Annotated in this window: 19 protein-coding genes; 10 read left to right on the top strand and 9 right to left on the bottom strand. The window is 59.5% G+C overall.

What is annotated here, in order from left to right; translation table 11 throughout:
- Window positions 1-88 precede the first annotated feature (88 nt).
- A complete protein-coding gene (locus tag ACZCWR_RS35035; RefSeq protein ID WP_487306860.1) occupies window positions 89-238 on the top strand; it encodes a hypothetical protein in 150 nt (49 codons plus the stop codon).
- 376 nt (window positions 239-614) lie between these two features.
- Here ACZCWR_RS35035 and ACZCWR_RS35030 read toward each other — a convergent pair whose 3' ends face one another.
- From ACZCWR_RS35030 to ACZCWR_RS35020, 3 genes are all read right to left on the bottom strand, one after another.
- Window positions 615-1928 (bottom strand): DEAD/DEAH box helicase, encoded by a 1314-nt coding sequence (locus tag ACZCWR_RS35030; protein ID WP_487306859.1) that lies wholly within the window; start codon window positions 1926-1928, stop codon window positions 615-617.
- 52 nt (window positions 1929-1980) lie between these two features.
- A complete protein-coding gene (locus ACZCWR_RS35025) occupies window positions 1981-2622 on the bottom strand; it encodes a hypothetical protein (protein WP_487306858.1) in 642 nt (213 codons plus the stop codon).
- A gap of 164 nt (window positions 2623-2786) precedes the next feature.
- Window positions 2787-4367: an isocitrate lyase gene (locus ACZCWR_RS35020; protein WP_487306857.1), complete on the bottom strand. Its 1581-nt coding sequence runs from the start codon at window positions 4365-4367 to the stop codon at window positions 2787-2789.
- Window positions 4368-4829: 462 nt separating this feature from the next.
- Here ACZCWR_RS35020 and ACZCWR_RS35015 point away from each other — a divergent pair, with 462 nt between their 5' ends.
- The 6 genes from ACZCWR_RS35015 to ACZCWR_RS34990 are packed head-to-tail and all read left to right on the top strand — an operon-like array spanning window position 4830 to window position 9976.
- On the top strand, window positions 4830-5849 hold the full coding sequence (locus ACZCWR_RS35015; protein WP_487306856.1) for an AAA family ATPase: 1020 nt from the start codon (window positions 4830-4832) through the stop codon (window positions 5847-5849).
- Window positions 5850-5852: 3 nt separating this feature from the next.
- Entirely contained in the window at window positions 5853-6695 is an 843-nt protein-coding gene (locus ACZCWR_RS35010) for a DUF58 domain-containing protein (RefSeq protein WP_487306855.1), read from the top strand.
- The gene (locus ACZCWR_RS35005; protein WP_487306854.1) at window positions 6692-7555 is read left to right on the top strand and encodes a hypothetical protein; all 864 of its coding nucleotides are present in this window, start codon (window positions 6692-6694) and stop codon (window positions 7553-7555) included. Before ACZCWR_RS35010 ends, ACZCWR_RS35005 begins: the two co-directional genes overlap by 4 nt.
- Window positions 7552-8538 carry a vWA domain-containing protein gene (locus ACZCWR_RS35000; protein WP_487306853.1) on the top strand — a complete coding sequence of 329 codons (987 nt, stop codon included), beginning with the start codon at window positions 7552-7554 and terminating at the stop codon, window positions 8536-8538. Before ACZCWR_RS35005 ends, ACZCWR_RS35000 begins: the two co-directional genes overlap by 4 nt.
- Window positions 8535-9068 carry an MxaL protein gene (locus ACZCWR_RS34995; RefSeq protein WP_487306852.1) on the top strand — a complete coding sequence of 178 codons (534 nt, stop codon included), beginning with the start codon at window positions 8535-8537 and terminating at the stop codon, window positions 9066-9068. Before ACZCWR_RS35000 ends, ACZCWR_RS34995 begins: the two co-directional genes overlap by 4 nt.
- Window positions 9065-9976: a vWA domain-containing protein gene (locus ACZCWR_RS34990; RefSeq protein ID WP_487306851.1), complete on the top strand. Its 912-nt coding sequence runs from the start codon at window positions 9065-9067 to the stop codon at window positions 9974-9976. Before ACZCWR_RS34995 ends, ACZCWR_RS34990 begins: the two co-directional genes overlap by 4 nt.
- On the opposite strand, the gene ACZCWR_RS34985 is transcribed toward ACZCWR_RS34990, so the two are convergent.
- From ACZCWR_RS34985 to ACZCWR_RS34975, 3 genes are all read right to left on the bottom strand, one after another.
- Window positions 9973-10920 (bottom strand): GlxA family transcriptional regulator, encoded by a 948-nt coding sequence (locus tag ACZCWR_RS34985; protein ID WP_487306850.1) that lies wholly within the window; start codon window positions 10918-10920, stop codon window positions 9973-9975. The two genes, ACZCWR_RS34990 and ACZCWR_RS34985, sit on opposite strands and share 4 nt — an antisense overlap.
- Entirely contained in the window at window positions 10917-11495 is a 579-nt protein-coding gene (locus ACZCWR_RS34980) for an isochorismatase family protein (RefSeq protein WP_487306849.1), read from the bottom strand. The genes ACZCWR_RS34985 and ACZCWR_RS34980 overlap by 4 nt, the downstream gene beginning before the upstream one ends.
- Before the next feature lie 120 nt (window positions 11496-11615).
- Complete coding sequence (locus ACZCWR_RS34975) at window positions 11616-12257, bottom strand: dihydrofolate reductase family protein (RefSeq protein ID WP_487306848.1); 642 nt, start codon at window positions 12255-12257, stop codon at window positions 11616-11618.
- 426 nt (window positions 12258-12683) lie between these two features.
- On the opposite strand from ACZCWR_RS34975, the gene ACZCWR_RS34970 reads away from it, so the two are divergent.
- The 3 genes from ACZCWR_RS34970 to ACZCWR_RS34960 all read left to right on the top strand — a co-directional run bounded on the left by ACZCWR_RS34970 (window position 12684) and on the right by ACZCWR_RS34960 (window position 13794).
- On the top strand, window positions 12684-13052 hold the full coding sequence (locus tag ACZCWR_RS34970; RefSeq protein ID WP_487306847.1) for a hypothetical protein: 369 nt from the start codon (window positions 12684-12686) through the stop codon (window positions 13050-13052).
- A gap of 119 nt (window positions 13053-13171) precedes the next feature.
- Window positions 13172-13456: a type II toxin-antitoxin system Phd/YefM family antitoxin gene (locus ACZCWR_RS34965; protein WP_487306846.1), complete on the top strand. Its 285-nt coding sequence runs from the start codon at window positions 13172-13174 to the stop codon at window positions 13454-13456.
- On the top strand, window positions 13456-13794 hold the full coding sequence (locus ACZCWR_RS34960) for a type II toxin-antitoxin system RelE/ParE family toxin (protein ID WP_487306845.1): 339 nt from the start codon (window positions 13456-13458) through the stop codon (window positions 13792-13794). Before ACZCWR_RS34965 ends, ACZCWR_RS34960 begins: the two co-directional genes overlap by 1 nt.
- A gap of 132 nt (window positions 13795-13926) precedes the next feature.
- Here ACZCWR_RS34960 and ACZCWR_RS34955 read toward each other — a convergent pair whose 3' ends face one another.
- The 3 genes from ACZCWR_RS34955 to ACZCWR_RS34945 all read right to left on the bottom strand — a co-directional run bounded on the left by ACZCWR_RS34955 (window position 13927) and on the right by ACZCWR_RS34945 (window position 17495).
- Window positions 13927-15063, bottom strand: a complete 1137-nt coding sequence (locus tag ACZCWR_RS34955; protein WP_487306844.1) for a Replication protein O — start codon at window positions 15061-15063, stop codon at window positions 13927-13929.
- A 252-nt stretch (window positions 15064-15315) separates the two neighbouring features.
- Window positions 15316-16302 (bottom strand): ParB/RepB/Spo0J family partition protein, encoded by a 987-nt coding sequence (locus ACZCWR_RS34950; protein WP_487306843.1) that lies wholly within the window; start codon window positions 16300-16302, stop codon window positions 15316-15318.
- Window positions 16299-17495 (bottom strand): ParA family protein, encoded by a 1197-nt coding sequence (locus ACZCWR_RS34945; RefSeq protein WP_487306842.1) that lies wholly within the window; start codon window positions 17493-17495, stop codon window positions 16299-16301. The genes ACZCWR_RS34950 and ACZCWR_RS34945 overlap by 4 nt, the downstream gene beginning before the upstream one ends.
- Window positions 17496-17951: the final 456 nt, after the last annotated feature.

Raw genomic sequence — 17951 nt, 5'->3', positions numbered from 1 at the left:
ATGAGGCCGGAGATTCAAAATAAAACGGCTTCGCATTCACGGGGATTCGAAGAAGGCCGGACCATTTCATGAAGTTTGGAGAGTCAAAATGAAGAAAGGTTTGATGTTCTTAAGTGTCATGCTCGCCACGGCAATCGGAACGATGTCGACAGCTCAGGCGTACGGCTGCTATTACACGTGGGTGCAAACTGGCCCGTACTACGGTCAGGGCTACTGGACGCCTACGTGTTCGTACTGAATCGCAGGAAATCTGTTCGGGGCGTTTGAGGAGGTCAGGCTTCTCAAACAAGGTGTGCGACGGGGCCAAAAATGAAAAGTCGTCTAGCTGGATACATTCTCATGTGTATCGTCACGGCCAGTATTTATCGCATTGGCTATTTGAATCATGTAGCCATCAAGGACTTGTGCATGCAGGTCTGGAAAGGCGAAGACAGCCGTATTCATGATCCCAATCGCGTTTGTCAGACTTCTTCTACCCATTCGTGATTCGGAAAATTTGCAAACTGACTACATGACTAAACGTCGAGGTGACAACAATAACCAGCCTCACAAAAGACGATGTGAATGATTCAAAAGCCCGTCCGTCGACGTGTCGATCTTTTTAACCGATGCGTTTATGGACGGGATTTGTTTCGGCTGCCCGCAGACTTGCTTACGGATTTGCCGCGCGCCTTTTGCACATTGAATGGATTACCGCCGGACTCTCTCACTTCTTTAATCGCCACTTTGGGTTTCTTCGGCTTCTTCGGTTTCCTGACGATCTCGCCCGTCGCGCTGGTTTGCGGCACGCGATGTTCGGCCTCAAACCCCGGCTCCTCCTCACGACGCAACGTCTGCCGGATCAGCGCTTCGATGGCGGCGAGTTGCGGCGCTTCATCGGCGCAGACGAGCGACACCGCCACGCCGCTCGCGCCCGCACGACCCGTCCGGCCAATGCGATGCACGTAGTCCTGCGCCACGATCGGCAGATCGACGTTGATGACGAGCGGCAGATCGTCGATGTCCAGCCCGCGTGCAGCCACGTCGGTGGCGACCAGCATATCGACTTCCCGTGTCTTGAAGCGCTCCAACGCACGCAGGCGCGCAGGCTGCGGCTTATCGCCGTGGATGGTGTCCACCGCGTAGCCCGCTTCATCGAGCATGGACGCGAGGTAATCCACGCCGTTGCGCGTCTTGACGAACACCAGCGCATGCTTCCAGTCGTTCTGCGCGACCAGATGCATGAAAAGCTCGGGCTTGTTCCTTTTATCCACCGTCACCACCCACTGCGTGATCTTGCTGGCGGTGGCATTGGGCTGACTGACGCTGACATCGACCGGATCGCGCAGAATGCCTGCCGCCATCGCGCGGATTTCATCGGAAAAGGTGGCGGAGAACAACAACGTCTGGCGCTGCGCGGGCAAGGCCGCGAAGACGGCGTCGAGTTCGCGCGCGAAGCCCAGATCGAGCATGCGGTCGGCTTCGTCCAGCACGAGCGTTTGCACCTGATCGAACTGCACGGCGTTTTGGCGGTTCAGGTCCAGCAAGCGGCCCGGCGTGGCAACAAGCACGTCCACGCCTTTACGCAACTTCATCATTTGCGGATTGATGCTCACGCCACCGTAGGCCGCCAGAAAACGCAAGTCGAGGCCGTGGCCGTAAGCAACGAAACTTTGCAGCACTTGTTCGGCCAACTCGCGCGTTGGCACGAGCACCAGAACGCGCGCGCGATTGCTCGAAACAGCCGGGCCGTGTTGCACCAGCCGTTGCAACAACGGCAGCGCAAAACCCGCCGTTTTGCCCGTGCCGGTCTGCGCGGCAGCCATGACATCGCGACCACCGAGCACGGCAGGAATCGCCTTGGCCTGCACCGGCGTGGGTGTCTGGTAATTGAGTTCCTGCACATTGCGCAGCAACGGTTCGATCAGGCCGAGCGAGGCAAAAGACATGCGCGTATTCCGGCTAAAACTAAAACCGCGATTTTAGCCGTTGCCGCGCAGATCAGGAGTTGCCGGACGTAAGCACGGGGGCGGCACCGGCCGCCGGTGCTGGCGTCAACACGTGATCCGCGCGCAAACGCTCGGCGATCGCGAGTCCCATGTCCTGCGCGCGCTTGTCGAGGCCGCCCATCAGGAAGTCCAGGCCGACCCTCACGACCGAACTGATCTGCTCGCGATAGAACGGCCTGATATCCACGCGCGTATTGCGCCGGGAAGGATCGCGCTCGTCGGGGACGTAGGACGCGCTGACATCCGAGATGGTCAGTTGCCAGACGGCTTCGGCGTCGCCATTCGACGTGGTCCTGAGACGCGTCGCCTTGACCGTCATGAGTTGTGTCGCGTGCGACGACATGATGGTGCGCGGCACGGCTCGCTCATCGATGTCCGAATCGATCTGCAACAGCGCCGTCGGGATCGAACCGGCCGTGTTTCTCAGCGTGGCGCCAAGCGTGCGTGCGAAGTCGTGGCCGTCACCCATGCGCGATGCCTCGGCGAACAGCGAGTCGTCGACGACGATCAGGAGGCTGCGAACGGGCGTCGGCTCGTGCCGCTGATAGCTGGTGGTGCGCACCTCGGGCGCGCTTGCGCAGCCCGCGACGGCGAGGGTCGCGCCGAGCATCGCCAGAATGGCGCTTTTCTTCATGGACGTTTCCGGTTACTTGGTTGCCAGTGGATCGAACAACGAAGTTATCGGCGGAAACGGCCGGAAGTTAAGCGTTTGCTGCGCGGGTGTCTGCCGGCACATCAAAAAAAAACGCCAACCCGTAAGGGCTGGCGTTTTGCATGAAGCATGACCGCGATCAGCAATCAGAACTGATTCATCGTGTTGTCCTTGCCTGCGGCCTTCAGGGCCGCTTCGCCGCTGAAGTATTCCTTGTGGTCATCGCCAATATCCGAGCCGGACATGTTCTGATGCTTGACGCACGCGATACCCTGACGAATCTCCTTGCGCTGCACGCCCGCCACATAACCCAGCATGCCTTGGTCGCCGAAGTATTCCTTCGCCAGATTGTCCGTCGACAAAGCCGCCGTGTGATAAGTCGGCAGCGTGATCAGGTGATGGAAGATGCCCGCTTCACGCGATGAATCGGCCTGGAACGTGCGGATCTTTTCATCGGCGAGTTTCGCCAGTTCGGTCTGATCGTATTCCACGCTCATCAACTGAGCGCGGTCGTAATCGGCCACGTTCTTGCCTTCGGCTTTCATCGCGTCGTACACCTGCTGGCGGAAGTTCAGCGTCCAGTTGAACGACGGGCTGTTGTTGTACACCAGCTTCGCGTTCGGAATCACCTTGCGAATCTCGCTCACCATGCCGCCGATCTGCGCGATATGCGGCTTCTCGGTTTCGATCCACAGCAAGTCGGCGCCGTTCTGCAACGCGGTGACGCAATCCAGCACGCAACGCGCTTCGCCCGTGCCGGCGCGGAACTGGAACAGGTTGCTCGGCAGACGCTTCGGACGCATCAGTTTGCCGTCGCGCTTGATGATGACATCGCCATTGCCGAGCTGGTCCGCCGACAACTCTTCGCAATCGAGGAACGAGTTGTATTGATCGCCGAGATCGCCCGCCGTCGTCGTCACGGCGATCTGCTTGGTGAGGCCCGCGCCCAGCGAATCGGTACGGGCGACGATCACGCCATCGTCCACGCCGAGTTCGAGAAACGCGTAGCGGATCGCGCGAATCTTGGCCAGAAAGTCCTCGTGCGGCACAGTGACCTTGCCATCCTGATGGCCGCACTGCTTCTCGTCGGACACCTGATTTTCGATCTGGATGCAGCACGCGCCCGCTTCGATAAATTGCTTGGCAAGCAGATAAGTAGCTTCCGCGTTGCCGAAGCCCGCGTCGATATCGGCGATGATCGGCACGACGTGCGTCACGTGGTTGTCGATCTTTTCCTGAATCGCGGTTTTGGCCGGACCTTGCGCGGCATCAAGCTGACGGAACAGGCCGCCGAGTTCGCGCGCATCGGCTTGACGCAGGAACGTGTACAACTCGCGGATCAGCGCGCTGACCGACGTTTTTTCGTGCATCGACTGGTCCGGCAGCGGGCCGAACTCGGAGCGCAACGCGGCGACCATCCAGCCGGACAGGTACAGGTAACGGCGGTCCGTGCTGTTGAAGTGCTTCTTGATGGAGATCATCTTCTGCTGCCCGATGAAACCGTGCCAGCAACCCAGCGACTGGGTGTATTTCGACGGGTCGGCATCGTAGGCGGCCATGTCGGCGCGCATGATCTTCGCCGTGTATTTGGCGATGTCCAGACCCGTCTTGAACTTGTTCTGCGCACGCATGCGAGCGGCGTACTCGGGGCTGATGGCATTCCACGCGCTGCCGTAAGTCTCTTTCAAACCGGCAACTGCCTTGATGTCGTTCTGATATTGAGCCATGTGAATCTCCTGAGAGCAAAGCGGGTTTGACTAGATTCGTTCAGCGTGTCGCTGTGTTTTTCCGTGCGACTGCATGACTTAATAGTAACGCCGCTTTATCGCGTCAGGCGAACTCTTATATAAGACATAAGAGATTATTTATCGTTACTTTTCAATGACATACGCATACGTTTTTGCGATGCAAAACGCAGTTTCGAGCGGTAAAAAGCACCTGCAGCAAAAAGCCGAAGGAAATCCCGTCATGTGAAACGGGCTTTCGATGAGTGAAGTTCGCGTTGGGTGGACATGGCAGCCTCTCGGTGCGACAGATGTGCTACCTGTTACGAGAAGCCGTCACAGTATGTCTCGCGCGCTTGACACTGTGCCCCGCTCCTCGGCTCGCGCAGCCACGCGCGCCGATCGGCACGTCTTATGCTCCGCACTCACGCCCGCGCGCATTCGCGCTGTACCGCCATCCGAGCCATGACAACGGAAAGCGAACTCAACGACTCCCGCAGCGACGCCCTCAAGATGGAAGATGCGGTCGCGCGTGCCGTCGTCGGGCAAAAAGAGACGATCCATCTGATCAACGTCGCGCTGTATGCGCGCGGACACGTTCTGCTCGAAGGTGGCGTGGGCGTCGGCAAGACCACCTTGCTGCGTGCCTTCGCGCGCGCCACGGGCGGCGACTTCGAGCGTATCGAAGGCACCATCGATCTGATGCCGGGCGATCTGATCTATCACACCTTCGTCGATGAAGAAGGCAAGCCGCGCATCGATCCCGGTCCGTTGCTGCGTCACGGCGAAAAGCTGACCACGTTCTTCTTCAACGAGATCAACCGCTCGCGCCCGCAGGTTCAGTCCTTGTTGCTGCGTGCGATGGCCGAGCGTTCCGTGTCGGCTTTCGGCCGCGAATATCGCTTTCCGCATATGACGGTTTATGCGGATCGCAACAAGGTGGAAAAGGACGAGACTTTCGAACTGGCATCCGCCGCGCGCGACCGCTTTCTTTTCGAACTCAACATGCCGACGCCTGCTGCGCCCGACATCCGGCGCGCACTGGTGTTCGATCCCGTCTTCCACGATGTCGATACGCTCCTGCAAAGCGTACCCGCCGCCGTGATCGACGCCAAGCGCCTGAACGACATCGGCACCGCGATACAACGCAGCGTGAGCTTGAGCCCGAGCCTCGAAAAATACGTGCTCGATATCTGGCAAGCGACCGAGACGCCGCAACGTTTCGGTATCCAGATCGATGACGTGGACATGAATCGGCTGATTCTCGCGGGCGCAAGCCCTCGCGGCATGAGCGCGCTGGTCCGTGCGATGCGCACGCACGCGTGGCTCGACGGACGCCTGCATGCCGTGCCCGAGGACTGTCACGCGGTCCTGCTGCCGGCGCTGGGTCATCGCGTGTTCTTTACGCCGGTGTACGAAATGCGCCGGCAGGAACTTGCGGAACGTCTGACCGATTCCATCGTGAAGAAGATCGCGGTGCCGTGAGCCATGAAAGAGCCAGTCGAATTTCATTATCGGCTGCCGGGGCGCGCGAAAGGATTCCGGCCCGGCACGCATCCGGGCACGAGCTTCGGCGCGGGTCAGGAATTCGCCATGCACGCGCGTCTGTTCGATCATCCCGATCCGCGCAGACTCGATCTGCGTGCAAGCCAGCGTTCGGTGCCGCCGCAATGGCTCGTGCGTCTGCATTTGCAGCGTGTCGCCGTTCCGGTGTACGTGGTCGTGGATGTGTCCGATTCCATGCGCTTCGACACGAAGCTTCAACTCGCCGCTGATTTCGTCGCGTCATTGGGTTATAGCGCGTTCAGGGCGGGCGATCAGGTCGGCATGCTCGCCTTCGATCACGGCGCGCGTGAAGACCTCTTCGTGCCGGCGCGTCATGGCCGCGCGGTCGGCGAGGAAATGGCGACGCTGCTTCGCAATGCCGCCCGCATGCCTTCGAAGGTCAATGGCGATATCGCGCTGGATCGTCTTGCAGGCCGTCGCGGGCTGGTGTTTCTGGTGTCCGACTTTCACTGGCCGCTGACGCGGCTCGACGCGGCGCTGCATCGGCTCGTCAGTGCGCGTGTCGTGCCGATCGTCATCTGGGACAAGGCGGAAACCGAGCCGCCGGATGCGGGGCGTTTTCTGCCTATACGCGACATCGAAACGGGCGGAAAACGCACGCTTTGGTTGCGGCCGCGCATGGTGCAACAGTGGCGTGACAACGTCGCGAAACGTCGCGCCGAACTAAAAGCCCTCTTCAGCCGATACGGCGCGACGCCCTTCTTCATCGAAGGTTTTTTCGATGCCGAAGCGCTGTCTCGCCATTTTCTGGAAACGAGCGCATGAGACGCGGCTGTGCGTTCATCGCGATCGCGCTCGCCATGATGTGTTCGGGCGTGACTCAAGCCGCGCCGACCGCCGATGCCACCGTCCAGCAACCGCGCGCGTTCGGCTACGTGCTCGGCGACAGGCTCACTCAGCGCGTACTGCTTACTATCGATGGCGACATTCCCCTGCCCTCGGCGGGACGCATCGGCGTGTGGCTCGAACGCCGTCAGCCGCGCATCGAAAGAGATGCGCAAGGCCGCTCGTGGATGGTCATCGATTATCAAATCGTCAACGCGGCCCCGGCGCTCACGCAAGCCGAGGTGCCCGCGTTCGATCTCAAATCGGCGAACGGCGCGGTGTTGCATGTGGCCGCGTGGCCCATCAGCATCAACGCGCTGACGCCGCGTGCGTCGTTTCGCGCAGGCGATCTTCAGCCGATGAGACCTGATCGCCTCGTCATGCCGGAAAACGGCGTGGCAAGACGGCGTCGCTTAATGACGTCCCTCGCGCTCATGGCGGTCACGCTGCTCGGCTGGTTCGCGTGGTGGTCGTGGCGCAGACGCGAAGATGCGCGGCGGCTTCCTTTCGCACGCGCGTGGCAGGCGATCCGCAGCATCGATTCGGCGAACATCGACGACAACGACCGCGCGTGGGTACAACTCCATCGCGCACTCGACGAAACCGCCGGTCAGGTCGTCACCGCCACTTCGCTATCGACGCTCCTTCAGCGCGCGCCCTTTCTCGAAGCGTTCGAACCGCGCCTCGAAGCGTTCTATGCTAACTCGCAGCAACGCTTCTTTGGCGGCGATGGCGGGCGCGCATCATTTCCGTTGTCGGAATTTGCCCGTGCGCTCTATCGCGCCGAGAAAAGGCAATGACGATGTCCGTCGACTTTCTCCGACCGTGGCTATTGATCTTGATGCCGCTCGCGTTTCTGCCCTTGCTGCCAAAGCATTCGGACGCTTTCGCGTTTTCCTTCATCGACTGGCTGCCGCGTGATGTGCTCGGCGCGATGACGGAACACGCACGCCGCTTCTGCGCGATGGCCGCGATGCTGGCGATCGTCATCGGACTCGCCGGGCCGGGCCGCACAAACGTAAGCGTGACGCGCACGGGCGCCGCGTCCGAGATCCTTATCCTGATGGATCGCAGCGCGAGCATGGACGCCGTCATGTCGAAGACGCCCGTCGCGGAGCCGAGCGGCCAGACCAAGAACGCGGTCGCGCGCCATTCGCTCGAACGCTTCGTCGCGGGGCGGCCCGATGACCGCTTCGGTTTCATGATGTTCGGCATCAGCCCGATTCTCGCGGTGCCCTTCACGGCGAATCACCGAATTATCGATGCCGCGCTCGCAGGCACGGCTATCGGACGCGGCACGCCTGATACGCGGCTCGATCAGGGCTTGATCGCCGCGATCAGACAGTTCGATAACCAGCGTTATGCAGGAAGCCGCGCCATCGTGCTCGTGTCCGATGGCGGCGCACGTCTCGATGCCGACGCGCGCGCCACCATCGGCCGTGGACTCGCGCGCAATCGCATCGCGCTGTACTTCGTGTATCTGCGAAGCGGCGTGTACAGTCCCGACCTCACGAAACTCGCGCCCGCCGACGATCAATCGGAGGAAGCGGAACTGCACCGCTATTTTCAGGGGCTTGCGTCGCCGTATCGGCTTTATCAGGCGGAAGATTCGACGGCAATGGCCGAAGCGATGTCGGCCATCAACCGCCAGCAAAACGAAGTCGTCACCTACGAAGAACGTTTGCCGAGACAGGATGACAGCGCGCGATGCTTCGCCGTCGCGTTAATGGCGTGCGTGGCGCTGCTTGCATTGCGGCTCGTTCAAGTACGGAGTCTGCGATGAAGCGCCGCGTGATTCACCTCGCCTTCGCAGCCGCGACGATCTTCTTCGCCGCCCTCGCCTGCTACGACTGGGCGATGCTGCGTCACGCGCAAGCCGTATCGAACGCCATGCGCGATGCAACCTCGCAAACGGACGCGCCCGAAGTACGCCTTGCGCGCGCCGTATCGCTTTCGAAGGCGGGACGTCCGAACGATGCCCAGCATCTCTTCGATTCAGTCATCGCACAAGACGACGACCGCGCCCTGCAAGCCGCCGCGCTGTTCGATCTCGGCAACATGAATCTGCGCGAGGCAGCGGGCCCGGACGCCGCCGGTCCGATCCGCTCGCTGCCGTTGCTTGAGCAAGCGAAGGAGCGCTACCGCGCGGCGCTCCGGCTCTCATCAGAAGACCCGAACGATTGGGATACGCGCTACAACCTCGAACGCGCGTTATGGCTCGCGCCAGAAACGCCCGACGATCAGGAGCAACTCGATGTGAAGAAGCGTTCGAGCGTGAAGCTGCGCGGCGCGCAAAGCGACGACCTGCCATGAATGCCTTCTCGTCGATACAGACCGTGATGCGGCGTCGAAACTGGGCCGTGGTGCTCGCCGTGCCCTTGCTCGTCGCTGCCATCTGGATGCCGGACGCCATGTTTCAGCGCGACGTGTTCAGCTACGTCGTGACTTTCGATATCACCCAAAGCATGGATACGGAAGATGTCGGCATGGGCGCGACGCCGGTCAGCAGACTGACGCTCGCGCGCGAAGCCATGCGAGACAGTCTCGCGCGTTTGCCTTGCGGGTCGAAGATCGGCTGGAGCATTTTCACGGGGCAAAGCACGTTGCTGCTGGTGCCGCCCATCGAACTGTGCGCGAATTTCGATGCCCTGCTCGCTTCGCTGTACAGCATCGGCGGAGACATGCGCTGGACCAACTGGAGCCGCGTGGCCGAAGGCGGCGTCTATGCCGCCGTGCGCACCGCAAACAACGAGGGACACGATGCCGCTGTCCTGTTCGTCACCGATGGTCAGGAAGCGCCGCCTATCCTGCCCGACAATCAGCGCGTGCGTGACATTCCGCGCGGACAGGTGAAGGGATGGCTCATCGGCGTGGGCGGCGATCAACCCGTGCCGATTCCGCGCACCGATCGGAACGGCAAGCGGATCGGCTACTGGCGCGCGGAAGACGTGATTCAGGTGCCGCCGCAATCGCGTGCCGAGGGTGTTTCCGAAAGTCATGAAGAACTGTCTTCGTTGCGCGGGCAATATCTTGAGGCGGTCGCGCAACAAGTCGGTTTCGAGTATCGACGGTTGCGGGTTTCGCACGATCTCACCGATGCCATGATGGACCAGCGATACGCGCATCGCGAACGCGTGCCGACGCGTCTGAACTGGATCCCTGCCGCGCTCGCGTTCGTGCTTCTCTTGTGGCGATTCGCGCCTCAACGACGCGCTTTCTAAAAGACCTTTCGTGGCGACGTATCGTGATAGCGTCGCCAGACTCGCCGAAAATCACGCGCGGACGCAAAGCCGGATTCCTCCGCCACACGCTCGACGGTGAGATCCGAGTGTTCCATGAGTTGCTGTGCCCGCGCTATACGCAAGCTCTGCTGATACGCCAATACCGTGATGCCAGCATGCTCGGCAAACAGCCGGCTGAGGTGCCGCGGACTGACATGCGCCAATCGCGCGAGATCGGCCATATGCCACGTCCGCGCCGGGTCCGCTGCGATGGCGTCCTGCGCCCGATGCACCGCCGGATGCACATGATTACGATGCGCGAGCCACGGCGACACTTGCGCATCGTCACCGGCGCGGCGCTGATACACCACCAGCCGACGCGCGATGTCGGCCGCCAGCGGCGCGCCTGCATACTGCTCGATCAGATACAGCGATAGATCGATACCCGCCGTGATGCCTGCGCTGGTCAGCACGTTGCCGTCATCCACGAAAAGGCAGTCATCCTGAACATGTGCGGAAGGCTCGGTAGTCCTGAGCAGATCGGTCAGCCCGAAATGCGTGGTGCAGCGCCGGTCTGTCAGACGTCCGGCGCGCGCCAGCAACACGGCGCCCGCGCAAATGCTCGCGAGGCGCGTGTCGGCGCTCGGCACGTTTCGGAGCCATCGCGTGACCGCATCGAATGCCGGGCTTGCGCCGGGTTCGGGCACGTCGGCCGTGCCCGTCACGATCACCAGACTGTCCGGCGGCAAGGTGTCGGCGAGCGGTTCGAGTCCATCGATTGTCGTGCCGATGGAAGTCGCCACTTGCGGGACCGGCGCGCAATGATGCAGCTCGAAAGCAGCGCCGGATTGCGCCGCCATGCGCAATGCCTCGGCCGGTCCCGCATAGTCGAGCATCAGCACGGGCGGCGTCAGCACGAACCATACGGACGTTCGCTTGCTCACGCTGCGCGCGCCGTCCGCCAGCCATCCAACACATCCTCGACACTCGCGATGCGCGCAAAGCGTCCCGCCAGCACCAGTTCCGTGCGCGCCTTGATCTCGTCGGCCGTATAGGTGCGGCCGCTGCCCGCGTGCGTCATGGGGAACGTGAGCGTGGCGTCGGTCACATAGTCGATGGCATAGCCGATATCCGAGCCCACCCGCGTCGTGGTCTCGCAGCATTGCTCGGTGCGTATGCCGCTGATGACGAGATGCCCGATGCCATGCCGGCGCAGCCACAGATCAAGTCCTGTATCGGTGAAGGCGTTGTGCGTGTGCTTCTCGAACACGGCGGCAGGCGTTTGCGGCAACCACTCAAGCGGTTTGACGAAACCCGATTCCAGCGTGAACGGCTTAGCCTTGCCAATATGAAAAACGTGGATGACCGGAACGCCTTGCTCGCGTGCGCCATGCACCAGTTGCAGGACGGTTTCCTTGAATGCGGGCAAATCGGCTTCAGACCAGTCGGGCATGTGACGAAACGATTCCTGCACATCGATGACGACGAGCGCCGAGCGCGCCGGGTTGGATGAGGACATTTCTTGATTTCCGGGAAGTAGTGGACGCATCCATCATAGAGCCTGTTTTCAGTCCTATCGAGCCTGTTTCGAGACAGGAAGAGGACAAAATCGGCCCTGATGACGGATGCGCCGCACACGTTACTTCGCAAGCACGATGTGCGTGGCGCGCTCCGTCGGAACATGCTCGACCGTTCGATAGCCGAGCGCGCGAAGATCGATGCCGCTGAAGAGCGATTCTCCCTCGCCGAGCACGACCGGCGCGCACGCGAGGTGAATCTCATCGACGAAGCCGCCCTGAATGTATTGCCTCACCGTCTCGACGCCCCCTCCGATCTTGACGTCTTTTTCGCCCGCGGCTTCGCGTGCCCTTTCCAGCGCGGCCTCGATGCCATCGGAGATAAAGTGAAAGATCGTTCCGCCCAGCATCTCGATCGATGGCCGCGGATAATGCGTCAGCACGAAGGTCGGCGCGTGATACGGCGGGGTGTCGCCCCACCAGCCCTTCCATTCGTCGTCCGGCCATTCCCCGCGAATCGGACCGAACATGTTCCTGCCAAGAATGAACGCGCCGAAACCCTCCATTGCGCGGCGGGCGAACGTATCGTCGGGGCCGGTATCACCGCCCTCTTTTCCCACCATCTGATGGAACGTCCGAGTGGGAAAGAACCATTGGAAGATTTCCGGGCCTCGCGCGCCGAGCGGGTTTTCGAGACTTTGAGCGGTTCCCGCGCCAAAGCCATCGATCGATACACCGAACCCGGCAACCTTGACTTTCTTCATTGACTTCTCCGTTTGCGCCGTGAGTCGGCAGACTAGAAACGTGCCGATGATGACACGCGTCCTCATACGACGGGCGATGCATCGGTAAATCGACATCCGCCGCGTTTGGCGTGGACAAACTCGAATATGTCAGCGATGAGGCAGTCCGGTGGCCAACAACGCGGGTGCATCTTCGCTTGCGCATCCCGTTCAACGTGTTGCAAATCAGGGCGTGCAACCTTGGAGCAATGAGACAACGGTGCCGTGAAGAAGCATTGATTTTTCGGTGCAGTCACTTCTCATGTAATCGTTCTGCACCGCAAAACATACTGCGTATTCGCGCGTTGATAGACACTATTCATCTGTATTCCGGAATACCTCAGACAAGGTATGTCAATTGCATTATGAATGGCTCGAATGATAAGTGATCCTTGAGGGGTGGGCGCAATGACAAACGAAAACGTTGGCTATTTGTATCTCGGCATCCCGGAACCACTCGCGGAAGTGTTGTGGGCAACCGTCCGCGATCTGCGCAAAAGCTTGTCGGGCCATGAGCATCGTGCGTGGGCCCAACTCACCAGCGCCTCGCTCAGCCGCTGTGTGCTTCACTTCTCCTGTATTTATCGAGAGCAATACTTCGAAGAAGACGCACCCGAGATTATCTGCGCCGAAGTGTTCCACTACTTCGCAAGACAGATGATGACGGATTCGACCGCTGCCGAATGGGGCATTCCCCGGCATATCACGCCGTTCATTGCCGCTGTCCTGGACGCTTGTGGAAATCTTGTCGTCGAGCGCGTGCGCGGAACGGTGTGAGTGCTTCTTTTTGGCCAAGACGGGGGTTTGAGACAGCGGCTCCGCGTTCTTGGCGCGGTTAGATTGTGAAACGACCAAAAATGGTCTATATTTGGTCCGAACCTAGCTCAGAGACTGTCATGCACATAGCCGACCACGTAAAACCCATCAGTTATCTAAAGAGTGAAGCTGCAAAAATCGTGAAGGACCTGACGGATTCGGGCGAGCCGCTGATCATCACGCAGAACGGCGAGGCAAAGCTGGTGGTGCAGGACGTTCGAAGTTACGAGGCAACTCAGCAAACCATCGCGCTACTTAAAATTCTGGCAATTGGGCAGAAGCAGATCGAACAAGCAGACCATGAAGACGGCGACGCCTTCTTCGCAGAGCTCAACGAACTCGATCGTGAGCAGAAGCTGCGCTAATGACGGGACAGTTGCTGAAGTACAGAATCCTTCCGACAGCGCGGATTGGGATCGATGAATTGCGAAGCTACGTTGTTCGCACGTTCGGTTGGGAAACATGGCGCCACACATCGGCACAGCTGCAAGAGACGATCACCCACATTCGTCAATTCCCGGAGACCGGTCACGTACCCGCCGAACTCGAGGGTTTCGTCGATGAACGTTATCGCCAAATGATCTCGGGTAAGAACCGGATCATTTATCAGGTTCAGGGGGAGACGCTCTACGTTCATCTTGTCGTTGATACGCGACGTGACTTGCAAGCCCTGCTGCAACGAGTCGTGCTGCGGCTGATGTAAGGCGGAGAGATCCACCGAATCGTGCGCGCGTTGCTCAAAACGGCCAAGCAAGGCCATCGGCTCGGCGACGTCCCGCACTCCCCTGCTCGCCTGTTCCAATCTGGAAAATCTGCATGATTTTAAGCCGAGTCGCTAAGCGGTCCTCGTAGGATGACGTGCCGACAGGAGGCTTCGTAGTCCTGCAATGTGCTCGCGAATTTGCGCAGTGACAGGTGGACGCGCCCTACCCTCTGCTTCATTTGTACCGCCTCGCCGCTGGGCGAAAATTTCGATATCGACGATTGTCGCGGCCCGGATTTGGCCGCGAGTCTTCGCATGAGCAAAGCTCTGCTTCCATCCGGCTGCCTGACGACCTGCGCTTTCGGTAAGCGTGTAGACGACCATGGTCTCGCCGTCCGCATCGATCACGTATTTGCGTTCGCCGGAAGCGTCGACGAAGGTTTGTCCGGCGCTTTCACGGGCGACCCGATCCGCTTCGTTCGCTTGCTCCACGTGCGCAAGTGCTTCCGCTTGGGCTTCCATGCGACGACGAACTTGATGCGAAAAATCGACCGTGCTGCGTAAAAGGGTGCGGAGATAGTTGATGGGCGCGTTGGCGCGCTTCAAATGTTCCCACGTGGCTTCCACGACATCCGAAAGGCGTTTGCCATTCTCCCGCGCCTCTCGCATGAGCCTGAAGATCAGAAAATCAACGAAACCCAGGGTGCGCAGGCGCTGAAGGTCCGCAGGCACGCTTCCCGGTTGTCTCTTTTGAAAAGATTGAGGGTTTAGATCCTTATATTTACCGCCGTCTGCCACATTGGCAGACGGATGCTCAAACGTAGAAGCGGCGGGTTCCGGAGAGGGAGCGCTGACAGCGTCAGAGAGGCCGAGGATGATCGCGGCACGCTCCGTGAGATGGATGTAAGCGCGCCCGAACAGCCCGGCCTCGACGTAGCGGCACTGAGCGCGGCGGTCAATCAAGCCGGCTGATTCGAGATCGGCAAGGCTTCGATAGAAGGTCCGCATAGATTGCAAGGCACGGCCGGTAAGGAGTTCCCGGCGAGCGAATATAGCCGCAAACGGTTTGTTGGCGTCAACAGTGCGGGCGAGGGCGGAGAGCACTGCTCGCGCTCGTGCTGGGATATCTTCGATATGAGCGGCTCGAAACGCCGCACGAAATACGATCCAAGGCAGGTTGGTCGAATCACAGCGGAAGGCAGAAAGTGCGGCGAGATCTTCGGGGTGTGCGTCACCCTCGCCAGCAACGAAACGTTGCGCGATAGACATGTCGAGCGATCCATTTTCAAGAAATGGTTTAATAACGCTTGACTGTCCTGCTCGTTTCGCTACACTCGGGACTTGTAGATGGGCCCACGACCAGTTTCCAGCTGGTGAGTGTAACGAGCAAGGTTTCCAGCCAAGCCCGTACCGCAAAAGCCTCCAGTTTCCAGCTGGGGGCTTTTGTCTTTATGTCTTCAACTAATTCATAATGCCCTCGTTTGTCCGCTGCGTACTACGAAGTCCAATCAAATCAATCACTTAGTTTTTTTGAGCCTGTGCGAGTGTTTCGAGATGTTGGCGAATTGCCTCACGCACGGAATTCGCCACTTCTTCCGACTGGAATTCGATTCGCATCACGTTCTTGGTGCTTCGGACATCACACCAGGTCGATTTCCCCATCTTTATCTTGAACGTCGCCGCGCTCAGCTTTGCGGGCCGGGTCGTTTCCGTTGTGCGGGCAAACTTCACGGCCTGCGCCTGATCGAGCTTCCTGTCGAGCAGGTGTCGAACAGCTTCCACCACGCGGTCACGTTTTCCGCTGTCTACGATCACGGCCAATTCGGCCGCCGCGTTGGCGCCAAGGATCGACATGTTGGATTCGATCATCTCTCGAACTTCTGGCGGAAGGCGATCGAACGAAAGCAGGGCGCTGATGTGTGACGGACTGATGCCGACGTGCTCGGCCACCGCGGCCTTGTTCAATTCTGGATGCTGTTCCTGATAACGCTTCAGACCGACGTACTTCTCGTAGTCGGTCAGGTCGGACTGCATGAGGTTTGCGAAAAAAGCCCCTTCGTCCGCTTCGTCGGCCGTCGCTTCTCCAAGAACACATCGAATCGTCTCGCGTCCCAAGTCCCGGTAAGCATCGCTTCGATGGTGACCGGAAATAATCTCGAAACCGCCTGCAACGCGGGGCAGGACGACAACCGGATGGATCAGTTTGTTGTGCCCCAGGTTTTCTCGCAGCTCCGCGTATTTTTCGGCAGACATATGCCGGCGCCGGCCGGGAACTTCGTGCAAATCGGCCAGCGGAACGTCTACCGCACCGCCCGCCCTTTTCGCTTCTTCCAGTTCCTTCTTGAGCTTCTCGATCTCGTCGTGCTGCCGCTCCGATGTCGCCTGGAGATGCATGAGTTGGCCGGGCGCTGTGCGAGGCGTACCAGGGCCGCGATTTTGCGCCTTGTCCATTTCTTCTGCCGACAATTGAATGCCCGCTGCACGGTTGGCGAAGCTTTTCATGCTCATTGCGCATTGCTCCCGTTTTGCCACAGACTAGAGACTCGATCATCGACGCGGTCGACGAATTGGTCGCACGGGGTACGAATGCGTCGTAGTGTCTCCGCCCCGCCTTCGTACGTCGAGATGTCATACACCGTCGCAAACCGCATGTTCGTGTTCCGTGCGACGTCGGTTTCCGGGATTTCCACCGGAATCACCCGCGACCCGTACAGTTGGCTGATCCACGACTGCACGGCTTTGGCGGCAGGTTTCGGCGTCATCCGCGTGACCAGGATGTCGAGAAAGTCGAATTCTTTACGGGACCCTTCCCCTCGTGCCGCCATGCCTGTGACGAGGTCTGAAAAGAGATGCCAGAACTGGACCATCGAGGCGAAGGAGAGCACGTCCGGAACAACGGGAACGATCACACCGTCTGCAGCGAAGATCGCATTGATGGTGAGATAGCTGAGCGTCGGCGCGGTGTCGAGAATGATGTAGTCATATTCCTCACGCAACGCCTCAATTCCGGAATGCAAAACGTTCTCGAAGCGCTCACCCCGCGCGCCTGCAGACGCACGAGCCGGCAGCATGAACTCTGCGTTGAAAAGCTCGGTGGAGGAGGGGATCAGATCGAGATTCGGCCAATAAGTCTCTTGGGGGAGCGTTCGCATGTCGAACTCATCGCCCTTCAGATAGGCCTCGATCAAGGGCATGATCGTCTGACTGGAATCCACTTCCGCATGCGGATTGATCCCATACAATGTCGTGGCGCTACCTTGCGGGTCCAGATCGATGTGACACACCCGGCGGCCGCGTCTGAGCGCCAGACCTTGAGCGAGGATGGTCGACATGGTGGTTTTCGTCACGCCGCCCTTGAAATTGGCGACCGCGATGATTTTTCCCGGACCGACACGAGCGGTAGGGGAGAGCGACGCCTTCACCCACTGGATGGCTTCTTCCACCGTAAACTGGCGAGGCGCCCCCCGCCGATGCTGGGAGCCTTCAGGCAAACCGCCCTTTTTGAGCAGGTAGGCCATGCGCTGCACGTCGATCCCGCACATTTCCTGAACGCGAGATGAGCTGACAAGCGGCGCTACCTTCCGCGGAAACGGCTCCAGAAGTTCATCTCTGATCTTCTGAAGCATATAGTCGGAGAGGCCGGCCAGCTTGATCAGGTCTTCTGGCGTGGTCTTCCCAGGATTGGCGAGATCGAGATCCATTTTTGAGAGAGGCTTCCATCGTGGCGATTGATTTCTATCGAGGGGATTCTTTTTCATCCAACCGATAGAATTGACCAGCAATGTAGTCTCGTTGCGGAATAAACGCAAGTTTACTTTCCGCTCGACTGTATGCATTCAGCCGCGTGCGTAAGAGAATCTCGAATCACCTTCAACGTGAAACGTGCCCGTGAAACATCCAATTTTTGATCGATAGGAAAGAAAAGCCTTTTTCTTCAAGATGATGATGCGTTTACGTAGCCCTTGTTTCACGCGAGAAAAGTGTTTTTTGGCCTGACAGGCGCGATTTCCCAGCAAGGCAAAAGACCTTTGCAGGGCGATGAGGCAGAAATGTATCGATCGATACAGTTTTCGTAGTTTGATTTTCTTGCAGGTCGCGAAGAAGGGCAGATTGCGCAAGCGTGATAGGACCGGTCTACACGCGGCGAGATCCGCCAA

This window comes from Caballeronia sp. A2-2 (assembly GCF_057612605.2).
Note: the sequence above shows the minus strand (reverse complement) of the source record. Positions and strands in the feature narration are given on the sequence as shown.